General features: G+C 67.8%; 25 protein-coding genes. 6 read left to right on the forward strand and 19 right to left on the reverse strand.

What is annotated here, in order from left to right; genetic code table 11:
- Window positions 1-514 precede the first annotated feature (514 nt).
- From egtB to H3H55_RS00160, 5 genes are all read left to right on the forward strand, one after another.
- Complete coding sequence (gene egtB, locus H3H55_RS00140; RefSeq protein ID WP_193097363.1) at window positions 515-1,741, forward strand: ergothioneine biosynthesis protein EgtB; 1,227 nt, start codon at window positions 515-517, stop codon at window positions 1,739-1,741.
- Window positions 1,725-2,738 carry an L-histidine N(alpha)-methyltransferase gene (egtD, locus tag H3H55_RS00145; RefSeq protein WP_129513317.1) on the forward strand — a complete coding sequence of 338 codons (1,014 nt, stop codon included), beginning with the start codon at window positions 1,725-1,727 and terminating at the stop codon, window positions 2,736-2,738. The genes egtB and egtD overlap by 17 nt, the downstream gene beginning before the upstream one ends.
- A 286-nt stretch (window positions 2,739-3,024) precedes the next feature.
- Window positions 3,025-3,330, forward strand: coding sequence for a hypothetical protein (locus tag H3H55_RS00150; RefSeq protein ID WP_048248003.1), 306 nt, complete (start codon window positions 3,025-3,027; stop codon window positions 3,328-3,330).
- Window positions 3,331-3,367: 37 nt separating this feature from the next.
- Entirely contained in the window at window positions 3,368-3,622 is a 255-nt protein-coding gene (locus tag H3H55_RS00155; protein WP_193097364.1) for a hypothetical protein, read from the forward strand.
- A gap of 205 nt (window positions 3,623-3,827) precedes the next feature.
- Window positions 3,828-4,202 carry a hypothetical protein gene (locus tag H3H55_RS00160; protein ID WP_193097365.1) on the forward strand — a complete coding sequence of 125 codons (375 nt, stop codon included), beginning with the start codon at window positions 3,828-3,830 and terminating at the stop codon, window positions 4,200-4,202.
- Window positions 4,203-4,458: 256 nt separating this feature from the next.
- Here H3H55_RS00160 and H3H55_RS00165 read toward each other — a convergent pair whose 3' ends face one another.
- The 17 genes from H3H55_RS00165 to H3H55_RS00245 all read right to left on the reverse strand — a co-directional run bounded on the left by H3H55_RS00165 (window position 4,459) and on the right by H3H55_RS00245 (window position 22,274).
- A complete protein-coding gene (locus H3H55_RS00165; protein ID WP_193097366.1) occupies window positions 4,459-7,485 on the reverse strand; it encodes a type III restriction-modification system endonuclease in 3,027 nt (1,008 codons plus the stop codon).
- A complete protein-coding gene (locus H3H55_RS00170) occupies window positions 7,485-9,503 on the reverse strand; it encodes a site-specific DNA-methyltransferase (RefSeq protein ID WP_129513321.1) in 2,019 nt (672 codons plus the stop codon). Before H3H55_RS00170 ends, H3H55_RS00165 begins: the two co-directional genes overlap by 1 nt.
- A gap of 335 nt (window positions 9,504-9,838) precedes the next feature.
- Entirely contained in the window at window positions 9,839-10,969 is a 1,131-nt protein-coding gene (locus H3H55_RS00175; protein WP_048247998.1) for a porin, read from the reverse strand.
- Between the two features lie 281 nt (window positions 10,970-11,250).
- On the reverse strand, window positions 11,251-11,928 hold the full coding sequence (locus tag H3H55_RS00180; protein ID WP_048247997.1) for a response regulator: 678 nt from the start codon (window positions 11,926-11,928) through the stop codon (window positions 11,251-11,253).
- 12 nt (window positions 11,929-11,940) lie between these two features.
- Window positions 11,941-13,308 carry a sensor histidine kinase gene (locus H3H55_RS00185; protein WP_193099427.1) on the reverse strand — a complete coding sequence of 456 codons (1,368 nt, stop codon included), beginning with the start codon at window positions 13,306-13,308 and terminating at the stop codon, window positions 11,941-11,943.
- An 88-nt stretch (window positions 13,309-13,396) separates the two neighbouring features.
- Window positions 13,397-14,254 (reverse strand): ABC transporter permease, encoded by an 858-nt coding sequence (locus H3H55_RS00190; RefSeq protein ID WP_129513323.1) that lies wholly within the window; start codon window positions 14,252-14,254, stop codon window positions 13,397-13,399.
- Between the two features lie 38 nt (window positions 14,255-14,292).
- A complete protein-coding gene (locus H3H55_RS00195; RefSeq protein WP_048247995.1) occupies window positions 14,293-15,090 on the reverse strand; it encodes an ABC transporter ATP-binding protein in 798 nt (265 codons plus the stop codon).
- 113 nt (window positions 15,091-15,203) lie between these two features.
- The gene (locus H3H55_RS00200) at window positions 15,204-16,208 is read right to left on the reverse strand and encodes an ABC transporter substrate-binding protein (protein WP_048247994.1); all 1,005 of its coding nucleotides are present in this window, start codon (window positions 16,206-16,208) and stop codon (window positions 15,204-15,206) included.
- A 164-nt stretch (window positions 16,209-16,372) separates the two neighbouring features.
- Complete coding sequence (gene fliR / locus H3H55_RS00205) at window positions 16,373-17,155, reverse strand: flagellar biosynthetic protein FliR (RefSeq protein ID WP_193097367.1); 783 nt, start codon at window positions 17,153-17,155, stop codon at window positions 16,373-16,375.
- Window positions 17,156-17,178: 23 nt separating this feature from the next.
- Window positions 17,179-17,451, reverse strand: coding sequence for a flagellar biosynthesis protein FliQ (gene fliQ / locus H3H55_RS00210; RefSeq protein WP_006401718.1), 273 nt, complete (start codon window positions 17,449-17,451; stop codon window positions 17,179-17,181).
- A 19-nt stretch (window positions 17,452-17,470) separates the two neighbouring features.
- Complete coding sequence (gene fliP / locus H3H55_RS00215; RefSeq protein WP_048247991.1) at window positions 17,471-18,232, reverse strand: flagellar type III secretion system pore protein FliP; 762 nt, start codon at window positions 18,230-18,232, stop codon at window positions 17,471-17,473.
- Between the two features lie 36 nt (window positions 18,233-18,268).
- Entirely contained in the window at window positions 18,269-18,841 is a 573-nt protein-coding gene (gene fliO, locus H3H55_RS00220; RefSeq protein ID WP_193097368.1) for a flagellar biosynthetic protein FliO, read from the reverse strand.
- The gene (fliN, locus tag H3H55_RS00225; protein WP_193097369.1) at window positions 18,838-19,329 is read right to left on the reverse strand and encodes a flagellar motor switch protein FliN; all 492 of its coding nucleotides are present in this window, start codon (window positions 19,327-19,329) and stop codon (window positions 18,838-18,840) included. The genes fliO and fliN overlap by 4 nt, the downstream gene beginning before the upstream one ends.
- A complete protein-coding gene (gene fliM, locus H3H55_RS00230) occupies window positions 19,322-20,320 on the reverse strand; it encodes a flagellar motor switch protein FliM (RefSeq protein ID WP_129513327.1) in 999 nt (332 codons plus the stop codon). The genes fliN and fliM overlap by 8 nt, the downstream gene beginning before the upstream one ends.
- A 22-nt stretch (window positions 20,321-20,342) precedes the next feature.
- On the reverse strand, window positions 20,343-20,879 hold the full coding sequence (gene fliL, locus H3H55_RS00235; protein WP_069746340.1) for a flagellar basal body-associated protein FliL: 537 nt from the start codon (window positions 20,877-20,879) through the stop codon (window positions 20,343-20,345).
- A gap of 182 nt (window positions 20,880-21,061) precedes the next feature.
- Window positions 21,062-21,784, reverse strand: coding sequence for an LrgB family protein (locus tag H3H55_RS00240; RefSeq protein WP_193097370.1), 723 nt, complete (start codon window positions 21,782-21,784; stop codon window positions 21,062-21,064).
- A 13-nt stretch (window positions 21,785-21,797) separates the two neighbouring features.
- On the reverse strand, window positions 21,798-22,274 hold the full coding sequence (locus tag H3H55_RS00245) for a CidA/LrgA family protein (protein WP_129513329.1): 477 nt from the start codon (window positions 22,272-22,274) through the stop codon (window positions 21,798-21,800).
- A gap of 139 nt (window positions 22,275-22,413) precedes the next feature.
- Here H3H55_RS00245 and H3H55_RS00250 point away from each other — a divergent pair, with 139 nt between their 5' ends.
- On the forward strand, window positions 22,414-23,340 hold the full coding sequence (locus tag H3H55_RS00250) for a LysR family transcriptional regulator (protein ID WP_129513330.1): 927 nt from the start codon (window positions 22,414-22,416) through the stop codon (window positions 23,338-23,340).
- 60 nt (window positions 23,341-23,400) lie between these two features.
- Here H3H55_RS00250 and H3H55_RS00255 read toward each other — a convergent pair whose 3' ends face one another.
- Together H3H55_RS00255 and H3H55_RS00260 are read right to left on the reverse strand one after the other, a co-directional pair.
- Window positions 23,401-24,963: a DHA2 family efflux MFS transporter permease subunit gene (locus tag H3H55_RS00255; RefSeq protein WP_129513331.1), complete on the reverse strand. Its 1,563-nt coding sequence runs from the start codon at window positions 24,961-24,963 to the stop codon at window positions 23,401-23,403.
- A 177-nt stretch (window positions 24,964-25,140) separates the two neighbouring features.
- Entirely contained in the window at window positions 25,141-25,629 is a 489-nt protein-coding gene (locus tag H3H55_RS00260; protein ID WP_129513332.1) for a MarR family winged helix-turn-helix transcriptional regulator, read from the reverse strand.
- Window positions 25,630-25,785: the final 156 nt, after the last annotated feature.

Below are 25,785 nucleotides of genomic sequence, written 5' to 3' on the forward strand. Positions count from 1 at the left end.
AGCCCCCCGCATGTGTGACATCGACGCAAAAATTTTTTTCGAAGCGCGCGTGGATGCGGATCGCGGATGAAGGGAGGGGCGGTTGCCGCACCGATGACGGCGCGCAGTCGCGTTCGTCAGACAAACTGCGCGTCGCGGAGCCGTCACTCGCGATCGCCGCACGGATGTCATGGGCCGTCAGTAGCCGCGCGCGCCGGCAAGCGCGTTACGAACGCCTTCATCCGCCCGCCCCGACAGGCATCGTCGGCTTGCCACACATGCGACACGCGCACGGTCAACACTTTCATTTTTCTTTCGAACGCGCTGCATCGACATCCCGATTCGCAGCATTCACATTTCTGGCCCATACTGTTCTGCACGGGCAGATGAAGTGACGCCGCATCTGCGGCCCGGCGCGCGCGCCGGCTGCCCGACGACGCAGCAGCAGGTCGCACGTCAGCCGCGCGCATCACGCGCAAGGCTTTCCTTTTTCCGGCAACGCAACGCAGCGAATCGCGACGTGGACGGTTAACCGATGAGCCTCCTTGCATCACAGCTTCAGCGCCGTTTCCAGGACGTGCGCGCCCATAGCGTCGCATTGACCGCGACGCTGTCCGCCGAAGACCAGGCCGTGCAGTCGATGCCGGATGCGAGTCCGACGAAATGGCATCTCGCGCATACGACCTGGTTTTTCGAAACCGTCGTGCTGATGCGACGCGTGCCCGGCTACGCGCCGTTCAACGACGCATTCCAGTTCCTGTTCAATTCCTATTACGAAGCGCTCGGCCCGCGCCATCCGCGGCCGCAGCGCGGACTGCTCACGCGTCCGTCGCTCGACGACGTGCACGCGTACCGGCAGCACGTCGACGACGCGATGCTGCGTGCGCTGGCCGGCGCCGATCCGGCGCTGCTCGAGGCGATCGCGCCCGAGGTCGTGCTCGGCCTGCATCACGAGCAACAGCACCAGGAATTGATCGTCACCGACATGCTGCATGCGTTCTCGTGCAACCCGCTGAAGCCGGCGTTCCGGCCGCGCAACGGGACGGACGGCAACCAGGCGATGGCCGCGGGCGATGCCGGTGCGCCGCGCTGGCTGCATCAGCCGGGCGGGCTCGTCGAGATCGGCCACGACGGCGACGCGTTCTCGTTCGACAACGAACGCCCGCGCCACACCGCGCTCGTGCGGCCATACGAAATCGCGAACCGCCTCGTGACGAATGCGGAATTCGCGGCGTTCGTCGCCGACGGCGGCTACATGCGCCCCGAATTCTGGCTGTCCGACGGCTGGGCGACGGTGCAGCGGGAAGGGTGGCAAGGGCCCGCGTACTGGATGCCGGACGACGACGACGCGGCAGCCACGCGCGTGCGGCGCACGTTCGGCCTGCACGGCGTCGAACCGCTCGCGCCCGACGCGCCGGTGTGCCACGTGAGCTTCTACGAAGCGGCCGCGTATGCGGAATGGGCCGGCGCGCGGCTGCCGACCGAGTTCGAATGGGAAGCGGCGTTCGCGGCGGAAGGCATCACGCAGATGCTCGGGCACGTGTGGCAGTGGACGCGTTCGTCCTACGAGCCGTATCCGGGCTTTCGGCCGCTCGCGGGTGTCGCGGCCGAATACAACGGCAAGTTCATGGTCGGCCAGCAGGTCCTGCGCGGCAGCAGCATCGCGACGCCGCCCGGGCACGAACGGCCGACGTACCGCAATTTCTTTCCGCCGGCCGCGCGCTGGCAATTCACGGGGGTGCGACTTGCGCGAGACGTCTGACCTCACGGCCACGAGCGGTGGCCAGCAACCCGCCCGCGATTCGCGGCCGAGCGCGTTCGAGCGCGACCTGATCGACGGACTGTCGCGCACGCCGCGCAGCATTTCGCCGAAATACTTCTACGATGCGGCCGGCTCCGAGCTGTTCGACCGCATCTGCGAACTGCCCGAGTACTATCCGACGCGCACCGAGCTCGGCATCCTGCGCGATCGCGCGGCCGAGATCGTGCGGCGCGTCGGCCCGCATGCGGACATCGTCGAATTCGGCGCGGGCTCGCTCGAGAAGATCCGCGTGCTGCTCGACGCGTTCGCGGGGAACTACGCGAACGCGCCGGCGCGCTACGTGCCGGTCGATATCTCGGCCGACTACCTGCACGGCGCGGCCGCGCGGCTGCGTTCGGCCTATCCGTGGCTCGACGTCGCGCCGATCGCGGCCGACTACACGAAGGCCGAGCAGCTGGCCGAGCTGACCGCGACGCCGCGGCGGCGCATCGGCTTCTTTCCGGGCTCGACGATCGGCAACTTCTCGCCGGAAGAGGCCGACGCGTTCCTGCGCGACGCCGCGCGGCTGCTGCGCGGCGGCGGCCTGCTGGTCGGCGCCGATCTCGTGAAGGACGAGCGCACGCTGCATCACGCGTACAACGACGCGCAGGGCGTGACCGCGCAGTTCAACCTGAACCTGCTGGTGCGCGCGAACACCGAGCTCGGCGCGAATTTCGATGTCGACGCGTTCTCCCATTGCGCGTTCTACGACCGTGAGCGGCAGCGCATCGAGATGCACCTCGTCAGCGACATCGCGCAAACAGTGCACGTGCGCGGCCACGCGTTCCGCTTCGAAGCCGGCGAGCGCATCCACACGGAGAACTCGCACAAGTTCACGATCGACGGCTTCCACGCGATCGCGCGCCGCGCGGGATTCGAGCCCGATACCGTGTGGACTGACGCCGACAACCTGTTCAGCGTGCACTGGCTGCGCAGCGTCGACGATATCCGCGCGTAACGCCCGCTCTCGCGAACCGCTCGCGCACAGTGCGGGCGGTTCGCTTCCCGCGCACGCCGGCGCGTTCCGACCGCCCGGTTTCGTGCCGAAAATCCCCCTTTTACCGACTCGATGCGCCGTTGCAACGGTGCGTGGAGTGCCGCCTCCGCCTTGTCCCGCAAGGCTTTGCGGCGGGCCGTAATCGTCCGTTACCGGTCTCGCATACCCGTTTCACCTGTGTCCGCACCGCGTGCCTAGACTCCGAACCGTATTCACATGACGCACGACACGTGCAGGGAGTCGCGAGATGAACAAGAAACTTATTCTCGGTGCAGTTCTCGGTGTAGCGGCGCTGGCAGCTTCGGGCGTCGCATCGGCCCACGTCGACCTGTCGGTCGGCATCGGCGTGCCGGGCGTCTACGCGGCGCCGGCACCGGTCTACGTGGCGCCGCCTCCGCCGGTCATGTATGCGCCGGTCGGCTATCGCGACTATGGCTATCGCGATGACGGCTGGCGTGCGCGCGAATGGCGCGAACACGAGTGGCGCCGCCGTGAATGGCGCGAGCACGAGTGGCACGATCGCGGCGGCTGGCGCGGCGGCCGCTGGGATTAAGCGGTTCGGCTGATCACAACAAGGGGAGAATGAAAACATGATGCCTATTCGACACATCAGGCTGTGCGCGACCGCCGCCATCGTTGCGCTCGCAACGATCGGCAGCGCGCACGCGGCGGGCTGCATGAAGGGTGCGGTGGTCGGCGGTGTTGCCGGCCACTACGCCGGGCACCACGCCGTCGTCGGCGCGGTCGGCGGCTGTATCGTCGGCCACCACATGGCCAAGAAGCACGCGGAAGAGCAGGCCGCGCAGCACAAGGCCTCCATGCAGGGCATGCAGCCGGCGCAGTAAGCGCCATCGTCACCGGGGCGGCGCTGCGGCGCCGCACCCGCCCGCTTCGTTTCCCCGTTCACGCATGACCGGATCGCGGTGTCGTCCGGATTGATCTGACGAATGCATGCCGCGCGCATCGTTACGATCATTTACAACGTCGTGTGGCGCGAAGGCCGCGCGTTCTTAGAATGCAATCACACGAACGCGCTCCAGGGAGCACAAGATGAAACATCAACGATATCTGTCCGTACTGACGGCCGCGCTGCTCGCGCTCGGCACGGTTTCCGCGTATGCGGCGGCCGGAGGCAATGGCGGGGGCAACGGCGGCGGTCATGGCGCAGGCGGCTCGGGCGGCAACGCGGGCGGCATGTCCGGCGGCCACATGAGCAGCTCGGCGTTCGGCAACTCGAACAGCATGCATGCGGGCGACCGCGACAAGGGCCTGTCGCGCGCGGCCGACCGCTCCGATACGATCGCCGATCGCGCCGGCGTGCAGCCGGGCCACGGTCACGCGCGCGGGCATGCGCATGGCCATACCACCCATGCGTCGACGTCCACGCATCATTCGCATCACAACGCATTCGGCCGTACGCTGTAAGCGCGGCACGAGAATGCGGCAGAAGGGCGCCTCGGCGCCCTTTTTTCATGGTGGCGGCGCCACGCGGCTGTCGCGCGAAAACATCGTGCCGACCCGATTTGCAACCAGCCGTAACCGCGCGGCAAACGCGCGAGAATGCGACTCGCTTTCACGCGGATAACAAACGGAAATTCGACACCTGCAGCAGGTGTCGCAACGGTGCCCGCGCACTTTCCTCCGGTCGATAAAAAAGGGCGGCTCATCGCCGCCCTTCGTTTCAGCGCCCGGCGCCTGCCAGCGGCGCCGCAGGTTCGAACAACGCGTCCGCCTGCCTGACACGCACGAAGCGCGCCGCGCCGTCGCCGTCCACCAGCGCACGGAAATGCGCTTCGCCGCACGCGAGCTTCGCCCGCTCGTGCTCGCTCGGCACGTTGCCGTCCGCATTCGGCGTATCGACGACGAAGTACAGCCGCTCGCCGCCGTCCTGTTCCGCGAGCACGGCCCAGTCCGGGTGATAACTGCCGAGCGGCGTCGGCACGCGGAACCACGCAGGCAGCTTCGCGTACAGCTTCACGCCGTCGTGCGCTTCGAGCGCATCGGCGAACGCGCGCTCCGCATCCGTCTCGCATACGACCGCTTCGTGGATCGACTTCCGCGCATCGGGCCGCAGGTTGCGCAGATAGCCGGTCAGCGCCTCGCTCTCGAACGATTCGAGCGCATGCACGTGGCGCTCGCCGAGCCTGCGGTACGCGATGCCCGCGACGAGCGCGAGCCGCTTGCAGCGGTTGATCGCGTCGGCCGCGACCGCGATGAACTGCTGCGGATTCACGCGGAAATCGTCGAGCCGGCCGCTGTCGGCCAGGATCGTCGCAAGCGAACGGCGCGTGAGCTGCGTGCGGTCCTGCAGCTCGGTGAGCAGGTCGGGCAGCGGCAGCTCGCCTTCGTCGATCAGCACCGTGCCGGCGCCGGCCACCTCGATCGCCTCGATGCCGGCCTTGCCGATGTCGATCTCGGCCTTGCGCCACTGCAGCCGCGCACGCGCGATATCCGGCGCGTCGTGCAACGCGGCCGTGCAGTCGCGCACGAGCTTCGCGTTGTCGAACTCGACGCGGTATACGGTGCGATGGCGAATCCGGTCCCACAGCGCGCGGAAGTCCTCGCCGAACACGACGGCCTTGCCCGACGCATCGCGCCGCAACGCGATCTCGCGGCGCTCGTCCGCGTTGCGCACCGCGAAGCGGCCCGACAGCTTGCGCAGCGTCGCGACGATCGGCGCGCGCAGCATCTCGAACGCATCCGGCAGCACGAGCGCGCTCTGGCGCAACGCATCCTTCAGCCGGTCGAGCACCTTGCCCTGCGCGTCGACGTAACCCTGCTCGTGCAGATGGGTCCACAGCACGCGCGACAGCTCGATGCCGAGCGCATGCGCGGGCCCGTCGTCTTCCTGCACGGGCAGCGCCGCGAACTGGTGTTCCTCGACGATCCCGAAACGGATGCCCGTATCGGCCTCGATTTCCTTCTGCAGGTTCTCCGCGAACGACTCGTAGCGCTCGGTCGCGATCACGGTGAGCGTGTTCACGCCCGCATCGCGCACGCGGTCGCCGTCCTGGTCGACGGCGAGGCGCAGCCCGCGGCCGAGCGTCTGGCGGCGCTCGCGTTCGGTCTGGATGTCGCGCAGCGTGCAGATCTGGAACACGTTCGGGTTGTCCCAGCCTTCCTTCAGCGCCGAGTGCGAGAAGATGAACTTCAGCGGCGTGTCGAACGACAGCAGCGCTTCCTTCTCGCGCATGATCAGGCCATACGCGCGCTCCGCGTTCTCGCGGGCCGCGGCGCTGCTCTCGCTCGTGTCGGTCCAGCCGCCCTTGCGGTCGATCGAGAAGTAGCCGTTGTGCGCGCGCTCGACCTCGAGCGCCACGTCGACGCCGTCGAACAGCGCACGATAGGCCGGCACGCGTGCCGCGCGCGCATATTCCTCTTCGAAGATCAGCGCGTAGTCGCCCTTTACGGGCATCCCGCTCTCGTCGTACCGGCGATAGCGCTCGACCGAATCGACGAAGAACAGCGACAGCACCTTCACGCCGCGTTCCGCGAGGCGCAGTTCCTTGTCGAGATGCTCACGGATCGTGCGGCGGATCATTTCGCGCTGCACGGCGAGCGTATCGATGTCGCCGAACGCCTCGCCGAGCGACAGGAACGCCTCGCCTTCCGGATGGCGCAGCTCGACGTATTCGGCGCCCTTCACTGCATGGACTTCGCCGACCCGCAGCCCCGCGTACAGCGCGCGTTTGGTCAGGCGTTCGAGGTCGTCGCCGTCGGTGACCGACACGATCTGGCGCTTCACGCCGGCCGCCGTCGCCACGTCGAGCTCGACGCGCGCGCTGATCGCGCCGCGCCGGTTCGACACGCCGACGAGCCGCACGTACGGCTTGTTGTGCGCATCCTCGACGATCGCCGACGCGATCTCGATCTGCTTGACGAGCTTGCGCTCGTACGCGTCGACCGCGTCGAGCCGGTACACCATGTGGTGACGGTCGACGTGGGTCGCGGAATAACGCAGCGTGCAGAGCGGCGCCATCGCGGCGAGCGCTTCGCGCCCGCGGCCTTCGAGCCCGCCGTCGACGCTTTGCGGCTCGTCGACGATCACGATCGGCCGCGTCGCGCGGATCAGGTCGATCGGCTTTTCACCGCCGGTCTTCTCGCTGTCCTTGTAGAGGTTGTTGATTTCCTTCTTGTTGATCGCGGCGACGGTCATCACCATCACCTGGATCGCCGCGCTCGCCGCGAAGTGGCGCACCTGGCCGAGCTTCGCGGAGTCGTACAGGAAGTAGTCGTACGGGACACCCGCGTACAGCGCGCGGAAATGGTCCTCGGTGATCGCGAGCGTCTTGTGCACGCCTTCCTTGATCGCGATCGACGGCACGACGATCACGAACTTCGTGAAGCCGTAGCGGCGGTTCAGCTCGAAGATCGTACGCAGGTACACGTAGGTCTTGCCGGTGCCGGTCTCCATCTCGACGGTGAAGTCGCGCGAGCCGGGCAGGCCGGACGGCGGCAGCCCGCCGCGCAGCTGCACGTCGGCGAGATTGCGCGCGAGCGCGTCGTCGGTCAGCGACAGCCGGTTGCCGACCCCCTGTTCCGACACCGCGAAGCCGAGCGAGCCTTGCGCCGCGGCCGTCGTGCCGGGCGCGGCGTTCGCGAGCACGCTGAAGTCGCCGCGATACGATTCCTGGCCGCGAAACAGGTCGCAGACGGCGTCGATCGCCTCGCGCTGATAGTCGAGATCCGCTTCGAAATGCAGCCGCATCACAGGCTCCGCACGCGCTTCACGCCGTGCTGTTCGAGCAGCGCGGCGAGATTGAGCTTCGCGACGTCGTCGACGAAGCCGCTGTCGCGGAACAGGCACGTGACGTCGCGCGATGCGCCGGTCGCGTCGAGCAGCGCGACGATGCCGTCGGCGAGCGGGCCCGCGTCGTCGCGCGAGATCCGCGCGTCGAAGCACGCGACGATCGCGCGGCCGATCAGGTGCACGGCCTTGCCGGCCACCGCGTGATGCTCGACCGGCGTGCACAGGTCGAGGCCGAGCTTCAGCGTCAGCTCGGCGAGCAGGTCGTCCTCGGTGCGGCCGGTCTTCACGTGCTCGACGGACGCGAACAGCGCATGGTCGAAGTCGTCGCGGCGCGGGTCCCACTCGATCACGTTGGTCGTGTCGAGCCGGTACACGCGGAAACCGAGGTCGCCATAGCTTTCCGGATAGTCGCGCGCGACCTGCTGCGCGGCGCGGCGCAGGCGCTCCTTGGTGACTTCGGCGAGCGTCGCGGGCTTCTTCAGCTTCGCGCAGAAATCGGCCGCGCTCTGCTGCGTCTTGTCGCGGCGGTCGAGCGCTTCGGGCAGTTGCACGAGCACGTAGCGGCGCGCGCCGCCGTCGGTCGCGTTCACCTGCATCACCGCGTGGCCGGTCGAACCGGAGCCCGCGAAGCAGTCGAGCACGATGTCGTCGCCGCGCGTGCACCAGCCGATCACGGCTGCCGCGAAATCGACCGGCTTCGGCAGGTCGAACGGGATCCCGAGCGTCTTCAGCAGCGCATCGTCGGAGCCGGCGAACGGCAGCACCGACGGCACGTTCTCGTACATGTTCTCGTCGAGGTAGTAGATCCGCTGCGGCTGCGTGCTTTCGTCCGCACCGAATTCGATCTGGCCGCGCTCGATCAGCGCCTGCATCGTCGCGGGCGGGTTGCGCCAGCCGCGTGCGGGCATCGCGCACGGCTTGCCGGTGACCGGGTGGATCAGCGGCGTGAAATACTCTTCCGGCGCCTTCTTCTTGTTCGGCCAGGCCATCGACACGAGGCGGTACACGCGGCCGTCTTCCGACAGGCGGTCGTACATCACCTCGCCGCCGGACAGGTTGGTCTGCGCCTTCATCCACGCGCGGTACGCTTTCTGCGCGTCCTTCGGGTTGCCGCTGCGGTACACGGCGTCGTGCGCGGCGTCGAGCATGCGCTGCGCATTGCGCTTCGGGCGCTTGAGCGGTGCCTGTTCGAGCAGCGTCTCGGCGTTGCGTGCGAACAGCACCAGCGATTCGTGCTGGTACGCGACGCCGCGCGCGTCGCCCTTCGGGTTGCGCTTGTCCCACACGGCGACGCCGAGCTCGTTCTCCTCGCCGAAGATCTCGCGCAGCATCAGCACGAGCGCATGCACTTCGTGCTCGTCGATGTGCACGGCGATCAGCCCTTCGTCGGACAGCAGCGCGTGCGCGAGCTTCAGGCGCGGATACATCATGTTCAGCCAGTCGGTGTGGAACCGGCCGTTCGCCTCGGTGTTGGTGCTGCGCTTCACGCCGCCCTGGGTCTGCCCGGTCATCGCCAGGTAGTGGCGGATGCTGTCGCTGAAGTCGTCCGGATAGACGAAATCGCTGCCCGTGTTGTACGGCGGGTCGATGTAGACGAGCTTCACCTTGCCCGCGTAGCTCTTGTGCAGCAGCTTCATCACGTCGAGGTTGTCGCCCTCGATCACGAGGTGGCGCGTGTCGTCCCATGCGACGCTGTCGTCGGGGCAGGGCCGCAGCGTGCCCGTCGACGGCGTGAGCGCCGCCTGGCGCGCGCTGCGCTTGCCGTGCCAGTGAAAGCCGTAGCGCTCGTCGGCGTCGCCGACCGTGCGTTCGCCGATCAGCGCCTTCAGCACGTCGACGTCGACCGACGCGCCGCCGGGGCCTTCGGTCACGAGTTCGGGGAACAGCGCCTTCAGGCGCGCGACGTTGTCGGCGGTGAAATCCGTCGACATCGCCTGCGGGCTGGCCGCATCGAGTTTCTGCATCGTCTTTTCCATCGGAGCCCGGCCGCGCGCGCCAGGACGTCGGGCGCGCTCACGGCACCGGCGGCAATGGCCACCCGGGCAAACCCGAAACGCTATCGAGTCGGTCGGCGCAGGTCAAGCGCCGATGTGAGCCGAACGCGAGCGCATCGGCCGCGATCGCCCGCCCCACGGGCCGCAAGCGGCTTCGGGCCGGTTCTCGCACGGCCGGCCGGCGGCGGTTTTCCGGGCATCCCGGGGCGCCGTGGAGAGGACGAAAAAAAGGGCACGGTCGGCGCAAAGCGCCGGCGTGCCCGCATGGAGAATCCCGGACGGAGGGAATAGCGGGGCGCAGTTAGCCCCGCTTTACGTCAAAAACGCGTACGGATGCCCGACGTCAGTTCGAGCTGGTTCTTCGCGCCGAACGTCGACGACACCGTGTAGCCGCCATGCAGCTTCATGTAGTCGCCGGCCAGATACACCTCGGTGCGCTTGCTCAGGTGATAGAACACCGACCCGTAGATCGTCTCCTTGAAGCCGTTGCTGACGCCGTTGGTCAGGCTGAACGCGCCGAGGTTCGCGTTCGGCGTGAAGCCGTCGGCGTTGTTCGCGGCGTTCTTGATGCGCATCTGCTGGTAGCCGAGCTCGTAGTCGAGCGCGCCCTTCGGCGCGATCTTCATCGACACCGTCCACGAATCGTCGTGACGCTGGCCGAGCGCGCCCTGGTCGCCGTTGTAGCGGAAGTAGCCGGCATTCAGGCGCACGATGTCGAACGTGTAGTTGCCGCCGACCGAGAACGTCTGGTTCGTGTAGCCACCGTTGTTCACGTGGTTGTAGAAGCCCGACACGTTGAACGGCCCGCCGTTGTAGCCGAGCGCGAGCTGGTACGCGGAGCCGGTCGCGAACTGCGTCGAATTGCTGAACTGGTAACCGGCGCTCGCGAAGATGCCGTTGTTGAACAGCTTCTTCCACGCGATGCCGTTGTTGTAGCGCGTGCCGGTCGGGCCGGCCGCGTAGAAGATCATCTGCTTGAAGTTGTTCGAGTTGGTCCAGCCGCCTTCCTCGGTCGTCAGTTTCGCGGTGCCGTACGGGTCGCCGTAGATCGCCGCCGCGTCGCGCGCGATCGTGTTCTGGAAGCCGGCCGTCAGCTTGCCGAAGCGCTCGTCCTCGACGCCGACCCATGCGTCGCGGTCGAAGATCTGGCCGCTGTCTTCCATCTGGCCGTTCGCGACCACGAATTCGCTTTCGAGGCGGAAGATGATCTTCGTGCCGCCGCCGATGTCTTCAGCGCCGCGCAGGCCCCAACGGCTGCCGCTGAACCACGGCTCGCCTTCGTTGCCCATCCCGATGACGTGGTTGCCGTTCGCGTCGGCGTGGGTCCGGTAGGTCGGAAAGCTCAGGTCCATCAGGCCGTAGAGCTGCACGCTCGACTGCGCATGCGCCTGGGTGCCGGCGCACAGGCCTGCCGCCGCGATGGAAAGGGCAAGGGTTTTTCGTTTCAAGATCGTCTCCTCCGAGCTGCCGCATTGAAATCTGGTCGTTGGCAGTACGCAATGTATGCCGACTCTTGCCGGCCACAGCGAGAGGGCCGACGCATAGCATCGTAGAGCGTGCAATCCTTCACGACGCTTTCCCGGACGCAAGAATCGGATCGGTGAAAACACCGAACGCGCAACAATCACAAATCGTGCAGGCGCGAGAAAGCGCACCCGCCGGGCAGCCGGCAGGCGTTCTGACCATTTCGTACTACGAATCGATGATCGGGACTGCGGACGAACGCCCGTCAGTCCTGCGCGCTCTTCATGCGCAGGATGTAACCGAGCCCGCGCAGCGTGATGATCTCGGCCGTGCTGCCCGCGAGATGCTTGCGCAGCCGGTGGATGTAGATGTCGATCGCGTCGGCGCTCGGCTCGTCGTCGAGCGCGAACACGCTGTCCATCAGGCGCGCCTTCGACACGGTCTTGTTCTGCTGCAGCATCAGCGTTTCGAGGATCGCGTGCTCGCGGCGGCGCAGCGCGAGCACCGCTTCGCCGCAGCGGAATTCGCGTGTGCCGAACGCATAGACGAGATCGCCGCACACGAGCTGGGTCGTGCCGACGCCGGCCTGCCGGCGGATCAGCGCGCGAATCCGCGCGACCAGCTCGCGCGACTCGAACGGCTTCACGACGTAATCGTCGGCGCCCGCGCCGAAGCAGTCGACCTTGTCGTCGACCGAGCCGTGCGCGGTCAGCATCAGCACCGGCACGTTGTCGTTGCGGCGCCGCAGCCGCGCGAGCACTTCCTTGCCGCTGATGCCGGGCAGGCGCATGTCGAGCAGCACGGCATCGTAGCGCTCGGTCTTCAGCACCGTGTCGGCGCGTTCGCCGTCGCCGACGCAGTCGACCGCGAAATCCTCGCCGCGCAGCAGGTTCACGATCCAGTGCGCGAGTTCGGCGTTGTCTTCGACCAGCAGGAGTTTCATGACGACATCTCTTCAATCATAGGCGGGCAACCGCACCGTTACGACGATACCGCGATTGCCGGGCCCCGGCGCGAGCGACGCGCTGCCGCCGTGCGCCTGCGCGATCTCGCGGACGATCGCAAGCCCGAGGCCCGAGCCTTCGGTATCGGCCGACACGCGGTAGAAGCGCTTGAATACGTGCGGCCGCGCCTCGGCCGGGATGCCGGGGCCGTTGTCGACCACGTCGAGCACGATCGCGTCGCCGTCGCGCCGCGCGGCCACCGTCACGCAGCCGCCCGGCTGCGTGTAGCGCACCGCGTTGTCGACGAGATTCATCACCAGCGCGGTCAGCAGGCTGTCGCTGCCCGCGACGTCGAGCCGTTCGCCGAGATCGGCGCCGAGATCGATATCGCGCCGCTGCGCGAGCACGATCGTTTCCTCCAGCACGCTCGACACCACCGCCGCGAGGTCGACGCGATGGGTCAGGAGCGTCGACGGCGTCGCCTCCGCATGCGCGAGCAGCAGCAGCTTGTCGGTCACGTCGGCCATCTTGCGGCTGCTGCGCTGCATGCTGTCGAGCACCGACGCGAGTTCCGGATCGTCGTGGTCGCGCCGCTGCGCGTACTGGATCTGCGTATCGAGTACCGCGATCGGCGTGCGCAGCTGGTGCGCGGCGTCCGCGATGAAGCGGCGCTGCGTGGCCGTGTGCATGTTGAGCCGCGCGATGCACTGGTTGATCGCGTCGACGATCGGCCGCAGTTCGTGCTGCAGCCGCTCGGGGCGGATCGGCTCCAGCTCCATCGGCCCGCGGTCGGCGACATCGTCCTTCAGCTTCATCAGCGGGCGCAGTTCCAAGGTCAGGCCGAGGTAGACGAGCACCACCGCGAGCATCAGCATCAGCGACAGGCGCACGAGCTGCGGCCGCCAGATCGTGTCGACCATCGCGTTGCGCGAGCCCGTCGTCTTCGCGACGACGACCGTGACCGTCTCGACCTGACCCTCGTCGTACAGCTGGCGATCGTAGGCCACCGCACGCAGCGGCAGGCCGTCGAGCGCCGTGTCGTACAGCGTCGGCTCGACGCCGTGGCGCGCGGGCAGGTCGAGCGCCGGCGTGCCGGCGAGCAGGCGGTCGTGGCCGTCGATCACCTTGTAGAACACCGAATCGCGCGACGGCGATTCGAAGATTTCCAGCGCGGCCGGCGGCACGTCGGCGACCGGCAGCCCGTTGCGCCACTCGACGTCCTCGCCGATCGTGCGCGCGGACGCGACGAGCGCGCTGTCCTGCACGAGCCCGGCCGTGCGCCGCGCGGTGTCGTACGACATCGCGCCCGCGATCAGCACAAAGGCCGCGAGCGGCAGCAGCAGCCACCACAGCAGCCGCCCGCGCAGGCTGTGCGCCATCCTGTTGCGCTCCTTCTCGGAAATGCCGAACCGCGCCGGGGGCGCCGGCGCGGTCGGGGGTGTCATGTCATGCGTCCGGCGGCCGCGTTCAGAACGCGGCGGGGCGCCACTTCAGGAGCCGCTTCTCGAGCCAGGTCAGCAGATAGTCTGCGGCCAGCGCGACCACGGCCAGCACGATCATCGCCGCGAACACGCCGCTTGCGTTGAACGCACCCTGGGCGGTGGAGATTAGCAGGCCGATGCCCTGCTTGGAACCCAGGAATTCGCCGACCACCGCGCCGACCAGCGCGAAGCCGAAGCTCACGTGCAGGCTCGCGAGAATCCAGCTCAGCGCGGACGGGATCACGACCGCCGTGGTGATCTGCCGGCGCGACGCGCCGAGGATCTGCGCGTTCGCGATCAGGTAGCGGTCGGCTTCGCGTACACCCTGGAACGCGTTGCCGAACACCACGAAGAACACCATCACGACGGCGAGCGCGATCTTCGACGCCATCCCGAGGCCGAGCGCGATCACGAAGATCGAGCCGAGCACGACGCGCGGAATCGAGTTCGCGATCTGGATATACAGGCCGAACACGTCGGCCATCAGCTTGTTGCGGCCGAGCACGATCCCGCAGATCACGCCGGCAACCGAGCCGATCACGAAGCCGATCCCGGTTTCCTCGAGCGTGACCCATACCTGCGTGAGCAGCGGGCCCTGCGACGTGCCGTTCACGAACCAGTCCTGGATCTGTTCGAAGATCAGCGACGGCATCGAGAAGAAGAACGGATCGATCCACTTGAGCCGTGCGGCGAGTTCCCACCCGCCCAGCACCAGCACAAGCACGGCGATCCGCAGCCCGACGATCAGGTTGCGCCGGCGGCGCAGCCGGCGTTGCGCGGCGCGCTCGTCGTCCTCGAGCGTCGTCGCCGGAAGGGCGGTGGGGGGAAGCGTCATGTCGGTCATGCTCCTGTCCTTGCTGTTCTTTGCGTGCGGCGTATGCGTCAGCCGATCTGCACTTCTTCGCGCAGGTCGTGCCAGATGTCCTTGGAAATTTCGATGAAGCGCGGGTCGTAGCGAATCTCCGACGTGACGCGCGGGCGCGGCAGGTCGATCTCGTACACGCGCTTGAGCGTCGCGGGGCGTGCGGTCAGCACGAACACACGGTCGGCGAGCGCGATCGCCTCCTCGAGATCGTGCGTGACGAACACGACCGAGCCCTTGTTCGCCGACCACAACTGCAGCAGCTCGTCCTGCATCAGCGTGCGCGTCTGCATGTCGAGCGCGGAGAACGGCTCGTCCATCAGCAGGATTTCCGGCTGGTTGATGAAGGTCTGCGCGAGCGCGACGCGCTTGCGCATCCCGCCGGACAGCTGGTGCGGGTAGTGCTTCGTGAACTTGTCGAGGCCGACCTTGCGGATCCACTCCTCGGCCTGCGCGTACGCGACGTCCTTCGAGCGGCCGCGAAACAGCGGGCCCGCCGCGACGTTGTCGATCACGTTGCGCCACGGGAACACGGCGTCGGCCTGGAACACGAAGCCGATGCGCGGATCGATCCCGTCGACCGGGCGGCCCATCACGCGCACTTCGCCCGACACGGGCTTGAGCAACCCGGTGATCAGGTTGAGCGTCGTCGACTTGCCGCAGCCGGTCGGCCCGACGATCGCGATGAACTCGCCGCGCGCGACGCTCATGCTGAAGTCGCGCAACGCGACGGTGGCCTTGCCTTCCGGCGAAATGAAGCGGCACGACACGTTGCGAAACTCGATCGCCGGTGTGCTCGGGGAGACAGCCTGATTCATCTCATTCGTCCTGCGGGTGAGGAAGGCGTCGCGTCGTGACGCAACGCCGGGCCGGTCAGCGGGCCGGAACGGGGAGCGCCCGGCGGCGGGATCGCCGCCGCCGGCGCCGATGCTTACTTCGCGTTCACGAAATCGTTCGTGTAGGTACGCGCCAGGTCGATGTGCTTGCCCTTCACCGACGGGTTGAACGCCGACAGCACCTTCAGCACGGTCGCCGGGCCGTCGGCCGGCATCTTCGCGTCGGCGGTGTACATCGGCAGCGACGCCTTCAGTGCCGTGACGTACAGCGCCTTGTCCTTCTGGTAGTCGGCCGGCATCTTCGCGGCGATGTCCTCGGCGCTGTGCGTGTGGATGAACTGCATCGTCTTCGCGAACGCGTGCGCGAGCTTGGTCGCCTGCTCCTTGTGCGAATCGGCCCATGCCGACTGCACGTACAGGCTCGCGGCCGGGTAGGTGCCGCCGAGCGCCGCACGCGTGCCGTCGACGGTGCGCATGTCGACCAGCACCTTCGCGTCGCCCATCTTCTCGAGCGCGGACACCGTCGGTTCGGTCGTCATCCCGGCGTCGATGCGGCCCTGCTTGATCGCGGCGATGAAGCTCGCGTCGGCGCCGACCGGCAGCATCGTGTACTGGGTCGACTGCACGCCGTGCGCGAGCGCGAGGTATTGCGTGAGGAAGCTCGTCGACGAGCCGAGGCCCGTCACGCCGAGCGTCTTGCCCTTCGCGTCGGCCATCGACTTGAAGGTCGGCGCGGCCTTGGTCGACACCATCTCGACTTCGCCCGGCACCTGGCCGAACACGGCGATCGCCTTGACGTCCTTGCCCTTGCTCTGCAGGTCGATGGTGTGGTCGTAGAAGCCGACGACGCCCTGCACGGCGCCCGCGAGCAACTCGTTCTCGGCGTCGACGCCGGCCGGCTGCGACAGCAGCTCGACGTCGAGCCCTTCGGCCTTGAAGTAGCCGAGTTCCTGCGTGAGCCGCGCGGGCAGGTAGATCAGCTTCGCGATCCCGCCGACCATGATCGTGATCTTGCCGCCGTCATCGGCGAAAGCGGGGGCAGCGGCAAGCGCGCAGCTCAGGCTGGCTGCAACGGCGAGGGTGCGCAGGATGGGTCGCATCGGGTCGTCTCCGTTCGTTGTATTCGTATGGCGCGATGCTTGCTGCATCGTCACGACGAGTATAGGGAGACGAAACCTTCTGCAACCTTTCGCGGAGTGGTGGTTCCTTTAGGGGTTTTCCAGCAACGGGGGGCCGGAACGGGCGGGTACGGGGCCGGGCTCGGCTAGCGCCAGCCGATCAGCACGCGCCCCATCGCGTCGAGCCCCATGTCGTACAGGTGCGACACGAACGGCACGAGGTTCGGCACCATCAGTTGCACGAGCAACAGCCCGACCAGCATCGTGACGGGAAAGCCGATCTGGAACACGCCGATCTGCGGCGCCGCGCGGTTCAGGATGCCGAGCGCGAGGTTCGCGATCAGCAGCGCCGCGACCACCGGCAGCGCGAGCAGCAGCCCCATCTCGATCACGACCGTGCCGAACGCGGCGAGCGTGCGCCAGCCGGGCGCATGCAGCAGGTCGGCCGACACCGGCAGCGACTGGAACGACGCGGCGAGCGCGGCGAACACCTGCAGATGGCCGTCCAGAGCGAGGAACGCGAGCATCGCGACCGCGTTCAGGAAGCGGCCCATCACGGGCGTCGCGCCGCTCGTGTGCGGATCGAAGAAGGTGGCGAAGCCGAGGCCCATCGACAGCCCGATGAAGTCGCCGGCCGCCTCGACGGCCGCGAACACGATCTGCATCGTGAAGCCCATCGCGACGCCGATCAGGAACTGCGTGACGACGATCCAGATGCCCTGCGCGGAGAACACAGTGACGTCCGGCATCGCGCCGAGGGTCGGCGCGACGACCAGCGCCATGAATGCGGCGAGGCCGATCTTCACGCGCACGGGCACCGCCGCGTGGCCCACGACCGGCGCGGTCGCGACGAGCGCGAGCATCCGCACGAACGGCCACAGGAAGGCGATGAGCCAGCCGTTGAGCTGCGCGTAGGTGACCGAGAACATCGCCGCCGGGGGTTGAGCGCGGCTCAGCCGGCGCCGAGCGTCGCGACGTGCAGCAGCGTCTGCCGCAGGTAGTCGAGCATCGTCGTCAGCATCCACGGGCCGGCGATCACGAGCGTCGCGGCGACCGCGAGCAGCTTCGGGATGAACGACAGCGTCGCCTCGTTGATCTGCGTCGCGGCCTGGAACAGGCTCACGACGAGGCCGACCGCGAGCGCGACCAGGAGCAGCGGGGCGGCGAGCAGCAGGCCGACCATCATCGCCTGGTGCGCGAGGGTCATCACTTGTTCGGGGGTCATCGCGCGATTCCTCCGCGGCTTACGTAAAGCTCTGCGCGAGCGAGCCGATCAGCAGCTGCCAGCCGTCGACCAGCACGAACAGCATCAGCTTGAACGGCAGCGACACGGTGGACGGCGACACCATCATCATCCCCATCGACATCAGCACGCTCGCGACGACCATGTCGATGATCAGGAACGGGATGAAGACCGTGAAGCCGATCTGGAAACCCGTCTTCAGCTCGCTCGTGACGAACGCGGGCACCAGCAGCGACAGCGGCACGTCCTCGGGCCCCTGCATCGGCGCGGCCTTCGAGATCTTCGCGAACAGCGCGAGATCGGTCTCGCGGGTCTGCTTCAGCATGAAGGTCTTGAACGGCGCGACGCCGCGCTGCACGGCCTGCTCCATCGGCATCGAGCCGTCGGAGAACGGTTTGTAACCGTCGTTGTACGCACGGTCGAGCACCGGCGACATCACGAAGAAGGTGAGGAACATCGCAAGGCCGACGAGCACCTGGTTCGGCGGCGTCGTCGCGGTGCCGAGCGCCTGGCGCAGCAGCGACAGCACGATGATGATGCGCGTGAAGCTCGTCATCATCAGCAGCATCGCCGGCAGGAACGACAGCATCGTGAGCAGCAGCATCGTCTGCACGCTCAGCGAATAGGTGGTGCCGCCGTGCGGGCCGGGGCTCGCGTTGAACGCGGGCAGGCCGTTCGCCTGCGCGCACGCGAGCGCGGGGGCCAGGCAGAGGATCAACGCGGGCGCGAAGCGCGCCGCGCGACGCAGGAATTCGTGTTTCATCGGAATGCGGAAACGGAAAGAGGGCGCGGCGCCATGTCAGCGGTCCTTGCCGCGACCGAGGCGTTTCGCGGCTTCGCCCGCGAGCGCGTCGCGAAACCGCGAGCCGAACGTGCCGGGCAGGCCGGCGTCGGACGGTGCGGCGCCGGCGGGTGCGTCGGCCGATGCCGATGCCGCCGTCGCGGTGGCCGCCGCCGTGCCGGCCGGCAGCGTATGCAGCAGCCGCACGTTGCCCGGCGCGACGCCGAGCACGAGCCAGGTGTCGCCGATCTCGACGATCGTCGCGCTTTCCTTCGCGCCGAGCCCGACGCTCGACACGACCTTCAGCGGGCCGCCGCGCCGCGCGGGCTGGAAGCCGAAGCGGCGCGCGAGCCATGCGCACGCGAACACGAGACCGATCACGACCGCGAGCCCGACGAGCGTCTGCAGCACCGCGCCGATGCCGAGCGACGGCGCGGCCGAACCGACCATCACGCTCGACGCGATCGAACCGGCGTGGTTCACCGCGTTCATGTCGGCGGCGCCGGCCGGCGCGCAAGCGAACGACGCGACGACGGCAGCCGCCGCCGCGATCGCGATGCGCACGCGGCGGCCGGGCTTCGCGACGTTCATCGATTCAGCTTCCGGATGCGTTCGGCCGGGGTGATGATGTCGGTGAGACGGATGCCGAACTTGTCGTTGACGACCACGACCTCGCCCTGCGCGATCAGGCAGCCGTTCACGAGCACGTCCATCGGCTCGCCGGCCATGCCGTCCAGCTCGACCACCGAACCCTGCGCGAGCTGCAGCAGGTTGCGGATCGCGATCTTCGTGCGGCCGAGCTCCACGGTCATCTTGACCGGGATGTCGAGGATCATCTCGATGTCGTTGTGCGTCGAGCTCGCCGCGGCCTTCGACAGCGGCTGGAACACGCCGGCGCCCGTCGCGCCCGGCTGCACCGGCTGATGGTTCTGCTCGGCCAGCGCGGCGGCCCAGTCGTCGATGCCCGGATCCTCCTCCGCCGCGGCCGGTGCCGCCTGAGCGGCGGCGGCCGATGCCGCCAGGGCCGCATCGGCCATCGCTTGCACGTCGTCCTCGGGCGTCTGGTTCAGCTCACTCATATCCACCTTCCTTCATCGTATCGCCCGCGCTGATCATCTTCTGCACGCGCAATGCATATTGACCATTGAAAATTCCGTAGCCGCATTCCATCACCGGCACGCCGTCGACCTTCGCGGTGATCGTGTCGTCGATCTCCAGCGGCAGCACGTCGCCCGCGCGCAGGTTCAGGATCTTCTCGAACGTCGACGAAATCTCGGCGAGATTCGCGCTCAGCTCGACCTCGGCGGCCTGCACCTGCTGCGACAGCACGCGCACCCACCGGCGGTCGACTTCGAGCGCCTCGCCCTGGATCGGCGAGCTGAGCACGTCGCGGATCGGCTCGATCATCGAGTACGGCATGCAGATGTGCAGCGTGCCGCCGGTCGGCCCGAACTCGATCGAGAACTGCGTGACGATCACGATCTCGTTCGGCGTCGCGACGTTCGCGAACTGCGTGTGCATCTCCGAGCGCACGAATTCGAACTGCAGCGGCCGCACGCTCTTCCACGCGGTCGCGTAGTGCTCGAACACGAGGTTCAGCAGCTTGCCGATGATCCGCTGCTCGGTGGCCGTGAAATCGCGGCCCTCGACGCGCGTGTGAAAGCGCCCGTCGCCGCCGAACAGGTTGTCGACGACGAAGAACACGAGGTTCGGGTCGAACACGAACAGCGACGTGCCGCGCAGCGGCTTCACGTGCACGAGGTTCAGGTTCGTCGGGATCGGCAGGTTGCGGGTGAACTCGCTGTACTTCTGCACCTTCACCTGGCTCACGGAGATTTCCGCCGTGCGCCGCATGAAGTTGAAGATGCCGATCCGCAGCAACCGCGCGAAGCGGTCGTTGATGATCTCGAGGCCGGGCATCCGGCCGCGGACGATTCGCTCCTGCGTGGCGATGTTGTAGGGACGGACGCCCGACGTGTCGCGCTGCTCGTCGACCGTATCGGCTTCGCCCGTGACGCCCTTGAGGAGGGCATCGACCTCCTCCTGGGACATGAACTCCTGGTGGCCCATGCGCGCTCCTTTCGCGGCCGCGTTACTGGACGACAAATTCGGTAAACAACACGTCGTCGACCTTCGCGCGCTGGTTGCCCGGCTGCGTCGGCTGCTCGATCAGGTCCCGCAGTTCCTTCGCGAGCGAACGTTTGCCGTCCGGCGTCGCGAGTTCCTCGGGATGCTTGTTCGACAGCGCGAGCAGGATCCGGCTGCGGATCTCCGGCATCCGCGCGGTCAGTTGCTCCTGCGCCTTCGGGTCGGTGAGCTTCAGCGACAGGCCGACGCGCAGGTAATGCTGCGCGCCGTCGTCCGACTGCAGGTTCACGGTCAGCGGGTCGAGCGGGAAGAACACCGGCGCGGCAAGCGGCGCCGGCTCGGCGGGCGCGCTCGCATGGCCGACGCCTTCCTTGCTCAGGAACACGTACATGCCGCCGGCAGCGGCCGCGGCCGCGCCGAGCGCGATGACGGCGATGAGCGCGATGCGCTTGAACTTGCCGGAGGAAGCCGGCTTGTCGGCGGTCGGGTTTGCGGTCGTGGAGGCCATGTGAATGCGTGCGTGATGTCTCGTAGCATGCATTGTTCGGCATCCGGGCCGAGCCCGATGGGCGGAAAAGAGGGGGGATTTGCGGCTATCTCAGCCGATTGTCGGCCGGGTGTCGGCTCGATGCAGGGTGCGGGCGGCGGCGCCACGCGTCATGCCGGGCGCGGCCGAGGGCGGCCCGGCATGCCAGGCGGGCGTCGGCCGCCCGGCGCGGGCCGTCAGATCGGCAGCAGCGTGAGCAGCGGCGCGATCAGCACCATCGCGACGCCGGCGATCATCATCGTGAGGCTCGACACGACGCCTTCCTCGCTGCCGATCTCGCGCGCCTTCGCGGTGCCCACGCCATGGGCGGCCGCGCCGAACAGCGCGCCGCGCGCGAGCCGCGTGCGCATCGGCACGAGCGCGAGCACGATCTCGCCGAGCAGCATCCCGCAGATACCGGTCGCGATCACGAACAGCGCCGTGAGGTCCTTCGGCGCATGGATCTTGTCGGACACGGCGAGCGCGAACGGCGTCGACACCGAGCGCGTCATCAGCGAGCGCTGCAGTTCGGGCGACAGGTGCAGCAGCTTGGCGAGCAGCAGCGACCCGCATACGCCCGCGCCGATCCCGACCGCGACGCCGACCGACAGCGACAGCCAGTGCCGGCGGATCAGGTCGCGATATTCGTAGATCGGCACCGCGAACGCGATCGTCGCCGGGCCGAGCAGCCACATCAGCCAGCGCGTGTCGCGGAAGTAGACCGAATACGGGATGCCGGTCAGCAGGACGAGCAGCACCAGCACGCCCGGCACGAACACGAGCGGCGAGAACAGCAGCGTCTTCTTGTACGCGTAGAGCCGCTTCGACGCGACATACAGCACGACCGTCAGCACGAAGCAGCCGAACGAGATCGCGGTATTCACGTGGTCGGCGGACAGGTTGGACAGCAAGGCAGGCATGCGCGGCTCCGGCTCAGTGGGCGGGCGCGGCGCTCAGGCGCGCACGGCGGCGTTCGGCGAACACGCGCTGCACGGCCAGCCGGCGCTCGAGCTTCGCGGCGAGATCGACCGCGACGGCCACCGCGACCATCACGAACGCGGTGCCCGCGAGCATCACCAGCGCGATGCGCCAGCCGTCCTCGCGGAACAGCCCGCCGTACTGGACGGCCGCGACGGCGGCCGGCACGAAGAACAGCAGCATGTCGGACAGCAGCCAGTTCGCGCCGTCCTTCACCCACGCGGGCGCGACACGGCCCGAGAACAGCAGCACGAGGAGCACCGCGAGGCCGACCACGCCGGACGGAATCGGCAGCCCGATCGTCCGCACGGCCCAGTCGACGGCCATCCACAGCGCGCCGAGCGCGGCGGCCTGCAGCGCGATCCGGCCCGCGCGCGTCATGCTGCCCGGGGCGGCGGGGCGGGCGGCGGCAGTAGCGGTCGGCTTGGTCATGGCAGGCTCCATACAGATATTCCGTTGATGATGCGAGTATAGGGTTTCCCCTAACCATAAATAAAATGACTTGTCTCTATCCTTTACATTCCAGTTTGGAATTCAGTTTGGATCGTTGCACCAATTTGGGGAGTTTTCGATGGAATTGCGCGCGCTGCGGTACTTCGTCGAGGTGGTCCGCCAGCAGAGCTTCACCGCGGCGGCCGACCGGCTGTTCGTGACCCAGCCGACCATCAGCAAGATGGTGAAGGCGCTCGAGGACGAGATCGGCTCGCCGCTGCTGCTGCGCGACGGCCGGCAGATGGTGCTGACCGATGCGGGGCGCATCGTGTTCCAGCGCGGCCAGGACGTGCTCGCCGCGCAGGCGCAGCTGCAGTCGGAGCTGAACGATCTCGGCACGCTCGGGCGCGGTGAGCTGACGATCGGCGTCCCGCCGCTGGGCGGCTCGCTGTTCACGCCGATCATCGCCGCGTACAAGCAGCGTTATCCGAACATCGAGCTGAAGCTGTTCGAGCAGGGCGCGCGGATGATCGAGGCCGCGCTGATGTCGGGCGAGCTGGAGCTCGGCGGGCTGCTGGAGCCGGTCGACCCCGGCACGTTCGAGCGGCTGCCGATGGTGCGCGCGCCGCTATGGCTCGTCGCGCCGCGCGAGTCGCGCTGGGAGGATCACGCGGCCGTGCCGCTCGCGGATCTCGCGCGCGAGTCGTTCGTGTTCTATGCGGAAAGCCTCGCGCTGCACGACGCGGTGCTCGATGCGTGCCGGAAGGTCGGCTTCACGCCGTCGATCGTGAGCCGCAGCGGCCATTGGGATTTCATGGCCGCGCTCGTGCATGCGGGGGTCGGCATCGCGCTGCTGCCCGAGCCGTATTGCCGACGGCTCGATGCGGACCAGTTCACGTGCCGGCCGATCGTCGAGCCGGAAATCACGTGGGCGATCGCGCTCGGCTGGTTGAAGAAGGGTTACCTGTCGCACGCGGCGCGCGCGTGGCTCGACGTCGCGCGAGCGACGCTGCCGGTCGCGCCCGTCGACGATCTGGCGTTCGGCGGGTTGCGGGCGCGGGAGTGACGGGCGCGGCGCCGGGCGGTCAAGCGGAACGGACGGGCGCAATGGCCGCCCGCCACGCGTTCAATGCCCCATCGCCGGCCCCGCGCCCTTCTTCGGCTTCGTGATCCACACGAGCGCCGCGAGCGCGCCGAACATGAACGCCGACAGCAGGAAGAAGTCGTTGGTCGCCATCATGAAGCCCTGCTGCGTGACGAGCTGGTTGAGCTGCGCATTGGCCGTCTGCCCGACGATGCCGAGCTGCGCCAGCGCGCCCTGGTAGTCGGTCGTGTTCTGCGCGTAGATGCTCACCGATTCCGAGAGCCGCGCGTGGTGGTAGATCGCGTCGTTCTCCCAGAACGTCGAGCTGGCCGCGGTGCCGATCGCGCCCGACAGCGTGCGCAGGAAGTTCGACAGCCCCGACGCGCTCGCGAGCCGCTCGTCGGAGACGCTCGACAGCGTGATCGTCGTCATCGGCACGAAGAAGCACGCGACGCCGATCCCCTGCACGAGCCGCGGCAGGATCACGTGGTTGAACGGCACGTCGAGCGTAAACGTCGAGTTCCAGATCGACACGCCCGCGAACACGATGAACGCGAAACTCGCGACCATCCGCAGGTCGAGCCGGTGCATGTTGCGGCCGATCAGCGGCGACAGCACGAGCGCGAGCAGCCCGACCGGCGCGGTCGCGAGGCCGGCCTTGCCGGCCGTGTAGCCCATCACCGTCTGCAGCCACAGCGGGAAGATCACGACCGAGCCGAAGAACGCCATGAAGCCGAACGAGATGATCAGCGCACCGAGCGCGAAGTTGCGGTCCTTGAACAGCGACAGGTCGACCACCGGCTCCTTCTCGGTCGCCTCCCACACCAGCATGAACGCGAGCGACACGACCGCGATCAGCGCGAGCGCGACGATGAACGACGAGTTGAACCAGTCGCGGTCCTTGCCGAGGTCGAGCATCATCTGCAGGCACGACACGCCGATCACGAGCAGCGCGAGCCCGACCGCGTCGATCCGCTGCTTCGACGTCTTCGTCTCGCGGCCGCGCAGCAGGAAGTACGCGCAGACCGCCGAGAACACGCCGATCGGCAGGTTGATGTAGAAGATCCACGGCCACGTGTAGTTGTCGCTGATCCAGCCGCCCAGCAGCGGGCCGAAGATCGGCGCGACGATCACCGTCATCGCCCATAACCCGAGCGCGAGCCCGCGCTTCGCGGGCGGGTAGCTGCGCATCAGGATCGTCTGCGACAGCGGCACCATCGGCCCCGACACGAGGCCCTGCAGCAACCGGAACGCGATCAGCGTCTCGAAGTTGTTCGCGAGGCCGCACAGCGCCGACGCGATCGTGAACGCGAGCACCGACAGCGTGAACAGCCGCACTTCGCCGACGCGCCGCGCGAGCCAGCCGGTGAGCGGCACCGCGATCGCGGACGCGACCGAGTACGACGAGATCACCCAGGTGCCTTCGCTCGTCGCGACGCCGAGGCTGCCCGAGATGGTCGGTACCGCGACGTTGGCGATCGACGTGTCGAGCACCTCCATGAAGGTGCCGAGCGCGAGCCCGACCGTGAGCAGCGCGAGCGCACCGCCGGTGAGCGGCGCGGGTTCGGCAGCAGGGGAGGCGGCGGATGCCGTGGTGGCGGACATCGGAATCTCCTAGACGCGGCGCGCGCGACGCGCCGGTGCAACGCACGGGTGCGCAACGCAGCGCGGCCCGGCCGGGTGGAACGGATAAGGGAAAAAGTGAAGCGCGTGCCCTGTCATCTTCTGCCCAGACAGAGAAATAAGCGAGTGCTTAACCTAGACATGGGGCCTCCGCGCGCATCAGCTGTCCGCGTCGTCGGGTTTCGGGCAACCGGTCGTGCCGGGCCCGTTGGCGATGAAGCGCTGCAGCAGGCCGGTGAGCGTCGCGAGTTCGTCGGCCGAGAAACCGTCGAGCTGCGCGTTGAGCGCGGTCGCGATCAGCGACGGCAGCGCGCGGGCCGCGTCGGCGCCACGTTCGGTCAGCGTCAGCTCGATCATCCGGCGATCCTGCTCGCTGCGCGAGCGTGCGACCAGCCCCTTGCGTTCGAGCCGGTCGAGCATCCGCGTCATCGACCCGCTGTCGTACGACATCTTGCGAGACAGCTCGAACGGCGTGCTCGCGTAACCGCGCGACAGCAGCAGGATCACGCCGATCTGCTGCGCGGTGAGGTCGAGCGGCTCGAGCGCGCGATCCATCCGCTCGACGAGCGCCTGCTTCGCCTTCGACAGGTAATAGCCGAGGCTCGTTTCCAGCGCGATGTTCTCGGGATCGTAGAGGCCGCCGGTCATGCGATTGCGCACACAGCAATAGTGCGTTTCAGGTTAAAACGCGCCCAGTATCTTGAAAAATGATTGCTTAGTCAATATTATTTGAGGCAACCAGTTACGACGTGCATGTTGCACTGCCGGAGACGATGTTCTGACCGATTCGCCCGCACTGCCGGG

Source organism: Burkholderia sp. Z1 (assembly GCF_014893795.1).
Lineage (GTDB): Bacteria > Pseudomonadota > Gammaproteobacteria > Burkholderiales > Burkholderiaceae > Burkholderia > Burkholderia theae.

Excerpts from the sequence above, each read along its gene's own strand:
- H3H55_RS00185 (WP_193099427.1), bottom strand. The coding sequence starts at position 13,308 with ATGGCGCACAGCCTGCGCGGGCGGCTGCTGTGGTGGCTGCTGCTGCCG.
- H3H55_RS00195 (WP_048247995.1), bottom strand. The coding sequence starts at position 15,090 with ATGAATCAGGCTGTCTCCCCGAGCACACCGGCGATCGAGTTTCGCAAC.
- H3H55_RS00255 (WP_129513331.1), bottom strand. The coding sequence starts at position 24,963 with ATGTCCGCCACCACGGCATCCGCCGCCTCCCCTGCTGCCGAACCCGCG.
- H3H55_RS00155 (WP_193097364.1), top strand. The coding sequence starts at position 3,368 with ATGATGCCTATTCGACACATCAGGCTGTGCGCGACCGCCGCCATCGTT.
- H3H55_RS00250 (WP_129513330.1), top strand. The coding sequence starts at position 22,414 with ATGGAATTGCGCGCGCTGCGGTACTTCGTCGAGGTGGTCCGCCAGCAG.
- fliP (WP_048247991.1), bottom strand. The coding sequence starts at position 18,232 with ATGAAACACGAATTCCTGCGTCGCGCGGCGCGCTTCGCGCCCGCGTTG.
- H3H55_RS00260 (WP_129513332.1), bottom strand. The coding sequence starts at position 25,629 with ATGACCGGCGGCCTCTACGATCCCGAGAACATCGCGCTGGAAACGAGC.
- H3H55_RS00180 (WP_048247997.1), bottom strand. The coding sequence starts at position 11,928 with ATGAAACTCCTGCTGGTCGAAGACAACGCCGAACTCGCGCACTGGATC.
- H3H55_RS00170 (WP_129513321.1), bottom strand. The coding sequence starts at position 9,503 with ATGGAAAAGACGATGCAGAAACTCGATGCGGCCAGCCCGCAGGCGATG.
- H3H55_RS00150 (WP_048248003.1), top strand. The coding sequence starts at position 3,025 with ATGAACAAGAAACTTATTCTCGGTGCAGTTCTCGGTGTAGCGGCGCTG.
- H3H55_RS00190 (WP_129513323.1), bottom strand. The coding sequence starts at position 14,254 with ATGACCGACATGACGCTTCCCCCCACCGCCCTTCCGGCGACGACGCTC.
- H3H55_RS00240 (WP_193097370.1), bottom strand. The coding sequence starts at position 21,784 with ATGCCTGCCTTGCTGTCCAACCTGTCCGCCGACCACGTGAATACCGCG.
- H3H55_RS00165 (WP_193097366.1), bottom strand. The coding sequence starts at position 7,485 with ATGCGGCTGCATTTCGAAGCGGATCTCGACTATCAGCGCGAGGCGATC.
- fliO (WP_193097368.1), bottom strand. The coding sequence starts at position 18,841 with ATGAACGTCGCGAAGCCCGGCCGCCGCGTGCGCATCGCGATCGCGGCG.
- fliM (WP_129513327.1), bottom strand. The coding sequence starts at position 20,320 with ATGGGCCACCAGGAGTTCATGTCCCAGGAGGAGGTCGATGCCCTCCTC.
- H3H55_RS00245 (WP_129513329.1), bottom strand. The coding sequence starts at position 22,274 with ATGACCAAGCCGACCGCTACTGCCGCCGCCCGCCCCGCCGCCCCGGGC.
- fliN (WP_193097369.1), bottom strand. The coding sequence starts at position 19,329 with ATGAGTGAGCTGAACCAGACGCCCGAGGACGACGTGCAAGCGATGGCC.
- fliR (WP_193097367.1), bottom strand. The coding sequence starts at position 17,155 with ATGTTCTCGGTCACCTACGCGCAGCTCAACGGCTGGCTCATCGCCTTC.
- H3H55_RS00160 (WP_193097365.1), top strand. The coding sequence starts at position 3,828 with ATGAAACATCAACGATATCTGTCCGTACTGACGGCCGCGCTGCTCGCG.
- fliQ (WP_006401718.1), bottom strand. The coding sequence starts at position 17,451 with ATGACCCCCGAACAAGTGATGACCCTCGCGCACCAGGCGATGATGGTC.
- H3H55_RS00200 (WP_048247994.1), bottom strand. The coding sequence starts at position 16,208 with ATGCGACCCATCCTGCGCACCCTCGCCGTTGCAGCCAGCCTGAGCTGC.
- fliL (WP_069746340.1), bottom strand. The coding sequence starts at position 20,879 with ATGCATGCTACGAGACATCACGCACGCATTCACATGGCCTCCACGACC.
- egtB (WP_193097363.1), top strand. The coding sequence starts at position 515 with ATGAGCCTCCTTGCATCACAGCTTCAGCGCCGTTTCCAGGACGTGCGC.